The 4209-nt window shown below is 43.6% G+C and carries 1 protein-coding gene and 1 pseudogene; both read right to left on the reverse strand.

Annotated features, from left to right (window positions below; translation table 11 throughout):
- Window positions 1-2686: MGH1-like glycoside hydrolase domain-containing protein (locus tag G337_RS0118700; protein ID WP_051303400.1), on the reverse strand; the 2686-nt coding region annotated here is incomplete at its 3' end.
- Window positions 2687-3347: 661 nt separating this feature from the next.
- Window positions 3348-4209, reverse strand: a pseudogene (locus G337_RS0118705) (esterase); the annotation flags it as partial.

Here is a 4209-nt window from a genome sequence, read left to right on the forward strand (position 1 = left end):
AAACGACGGGATCACTATTGCTCAGCGGATCTGCATCTACCATGGTAATAGCTGTTGAGCCGCTGATTAAGTCACCCAAAGTAATCACCAGGTTACTGCTGTCGCTTAAATCTGTAAATGCAATAGACTTAGGATCACTTACTGATTTATTGTTCAGGGTTAGACTCTGCACTGAATAATAACCGCTATCATCAGAAGCTTCAGGCAGTAGAATTTCTAGATTAATCACTTTACCTTTTAGTGTCAGGCCCTGTAATTTAATACTTGTGCTGTTTGCAAACTTGTCTCTGCGTAGTTCGCTGGTAATAAACGGGTTCAGGCTGATCCCTGTATCTGTAGTAGTAAGACCGAAGACATCTTCTATTACCATACCCACATAAGCGCCGACAGACCAAAGCTGACGTTTAGAGTTAATCACCGGGCCGGATAACGACGGATTATCAAAGTCTAACAGGTTTGGTTTAAGTGATAACCACTCAAGGTTCTCCATATTAGAAAGGTTAAGTGCCGCCGCTCTAAACAGCGTCTGGTAAGCGGCATTTGCCACTGCTGTATTGCCTGTTTTAACAGCTGCTTTTAAACCGTAAGCAGTAACAAACGGCCAGATAGCACGGTTATGATAGACTGCAACATCCGGCTGCTGCGGGAAGATAACCGGTGCGCCCATGTCGCTGTGCGGATAATTTGCTAATACTTTATCGGCACGTGCGGTATCTGCTATACCAGTAATAATAACTAGTGATTGACCTAACCAGTCAAATTTATGCAGCGGGGCTAAATCCTGGTGTCCAGCCGTTAAGCTGCTGTACATACCTGCATCTTCTAACCAGAAACGTTTATTGATCGCTGTTTTAAGTGCAGCTGCCCAGCTTTCATATCTGGCCGCAGCTGCCGGCTCACCCTGTTCGCCTGCTAATTTAGCTGTCAGTTTAAGTGCCTGGTAGTGTCCAGCATTGGTAGAAAGCGCTTTTGCACTGCCCATGCTGGCAAGATCTTTGGTTATCCAGCTCGCATAGGTCTGCTCACGCCAGTCAAGAAATGACTGCTCGCCGTTATATAAACCGTCAACACTGTCAAAAGCCGCTATACGGTCATTCTCAATAGTATTAACTAATGCTTTATAAGCTTTTAGAGCAAATGCATCACGACTTTCAGCAGGGAGGTTCTGCAGTGCTTTTTCTGCGCCGAATGCCCAGGTTACACGGTCGGTACTGATCGGCCAGCTGCCGCCTGAGCCTGTATCCTGTACGATTTGTAAACCGCTGTCATCACCGGCTGCTTGATCCGGTTTGTCGGTACCGTCACGGTATTCAGAAAGTTTAAATTCTAATGAAGTTTTAACTCGCTCTGGATCAAGCATCGCTAGACCTAAATTGGCCGCATAAGAAAGATCACGCGTCCATACATAGTTCCATTTTGCACCTGTTTCAAAACAGTTACAGTCAATTGCTTTACCGCCATTGTAATTGCCGTCTTTAATTTCAGATACGCTGTTCTGCTCTGTTTCATTTACAGACAGTGAAAACAGTGCATCAAAGGGCAGACTGCCGGTACGGATAGTCGGCTGTCCTGCTTTCTCTTCATATAAGACATAAGCATCACCGGGATCGCGCAGTTCCTGAGTGGTTGAATGGGCGTAGCTGCGGTACTGAACATCAGCTTTCAGTGCGGAAAAAGTCACTTCTTCCTCTTTATCATCGTAGGTAGTGAAAGTCAGTTTTTGTATTTTCTCATTGCCTTCATGGGGGGTCACAACAACTCCTTCGCTTCCGTCTGATGCTGTTATTTTCAGCACAGGCGCGTTAGTATCCGAAGCGTCAACGGTAAATTTGTAATAACCGCTCTCTGTAATAAATAAACTCGAATTCTCCCCCTCCGGCTGCATGGTATAAGCTGTATCTAACTGCGCATCAGCAGTTTCTTCACCTAATACCCATACGTTTGACCAGTCTGCGGACGCCAGTTTGAATTCATGGTTGCCGGGAGCGACCTGCATGGTTACCTGATATTTATTATCACCGACATAACGCAGCTGATTATCTGCATTCCAGCCGTTAAAGCCGCCGCGAATATAAAGATCGTAGCTTAAAGGTGCGATATCCGGTGCATAACTAAATACCGGGTGAAGCAGATCATCTCCAACTTCTAATTTGAAGTCATATAAGCCGGCTTGTGTAATAAGCAGACCCATATTGGCAGCCGCGTCGCCGGTCTGCAGTGTATATTTCTGACCTGGACTGACTTGTGTCAGATTTTCAATATCAACGGTGAAGCTTGTTTCCAATGTCCACTCTGCGTCTGCCACTTTAAACTCAGGCACACCCGCAGTAAATGCAACATTGTTAAGATAGTAAGCATCATCTTTGAAAATTAACTTATAGGTATCTTCTGCGCCCCAGCCGCTGAAGCTGCCTTTTAAATAAAGGTCAACCGCATAGGGAGCAACAGCCGCATCAGGCCCTTTAGAACCCGGGGTTACACAAGCAGTTTTCGCCTGGTTCAAAACTTCTGGTGCTTCGCAGTTTAATGGTTGATTTTTAATGATTGTTTCTGTTTTTGTAATATCGTCACCGGTTAACTTATCAACTTTTGTATCATCGTCGTTTGAACAACCGGTCAGAGTGGATCCGCCCATTAACAAAACAAGCGTAGTAACGCGTATTTTGTTTAATCTAAAATTAGCCATGTTTTTTAACATCCTATCTATATGTGATTCTAGTAATGCAGCTGAAAATAACAGAGCCGTCCGGCATAAGTGTCAGCAGTTCAATACAGAGAAAAAGAGATGTTCAGGAATAATGTAAGGGAATTAAGTTACAAGCTTTGCTTCTTTTAAACAGAGCAATAACTCTTGCCATACCGTCCTGACAATCTCATGGAAAACGCAGTATATAGGTCATGGAAAATGTGGTATATAGACCTTATCTATGTAAGTGTATGATTTTATATCACTTTATGTGAAGTTATGTGAAGATATGTGAAGATATGTGAAGATATAAAGGGGATAGTCGGATGTGAGATATAAACAGGGCTGTAGTCTGTTTTTTACACAGATAAAAGTGCTGCTTGCAGCGGAGGTGTGGTGAGATGTTATTTTTTATTTATAACTTCAAGATGTTAATGAAAACCTTTTTTTGCTGCTGGGATGTTAACATGAAAGTGGGCTTATATCGATCTAATCTAAAGTACAGGCGCTGAAGTCATTCGAGCTGCTGGAATATTAACAGAATATTCTCAGCGTTAAAGGGGGCGATTAAGTGCTGTCTGATTCGACAGGCATATTATAAAAAAGCCCAAGTCAATTCACTCGGGCTTTGCAGATATAACTTAGTTATTGTTTATTTAGGTTAATCTGTTAGAGGTGCCGCAGGTTGGATGCGGACAGCTGCAATATCAAACTTATTAACTTGTCCGTCTTTACCGCCGCTGGCGATATAAGTTGTGTTGCTTTCCAGGTAACTCATATTGTAGAAGTCAGTTACTTCTAAGGAATAAGTTCCAGGAGCAAGGTCAGCCGCAAGCGGTGTTGAGTAAACCAATGGTTTTTTACCGTCTTTAACCGCCGCATGTGGCATCTGAATAACGCCTTCTGCAACGACTGCACCGTCAGCATCTTTAACTGCCAGCCATTTAACACCGTTGGTAACACCAAGGTTAATCGCATTGAAGTTATTATGGTACTGCAGCTGGATATGGTAATCATTAGATGCACTTATTGTGATATCACTCACCGTCAGTGTATCGTTTAAACTGCCCCAGTTGTGCAGATAAGCAGTGTTAATCTGCTCGTCAGCAGGTGTTGTGCTGATATTTGAGCTGATACGGTTATCTGTTACTGGAATAGTCTGCTTTGTACCAAAACAGACAGGTGCGCTGTGATGAGAGTAATTGTTGGTTTCTGTATAAACAGCTTCTACAGCATAGCAGCTGCCTTGCCCCTCTGCTTGTGTCACAGTATCAGTGACAGTACCTTTACTGATATCCGCTTTTACCAGCTTGCCGTTTCGATAGAGGTTATAGCTGATATTACCGGCCTGCGTATCACTGAATTCTACCGTCAGGAATCCGTCTTTATCAGCAGCAACACTGCTGATCAGCGGCTCTTTTGGTGCAAAAACGACGGGATCACTATTGCTCAGCGGATCTGCATCTACCATGGTAATAGCTGTTGAGCCGCTGATTAAGTCACCCAAAGTAATCACCAGGTTA

Origin of the sequence: Psychromonas aquimarina ATCC BAA-1526 (assembly GCF_000428725.1) — a bacterium.
Lineage (GTDB): Bacteria > Pseudomonadota > Gammaproteobacteria > Enterobacterales > Psychromonadaceae > Psychromonas > Psychromonas aquimarina.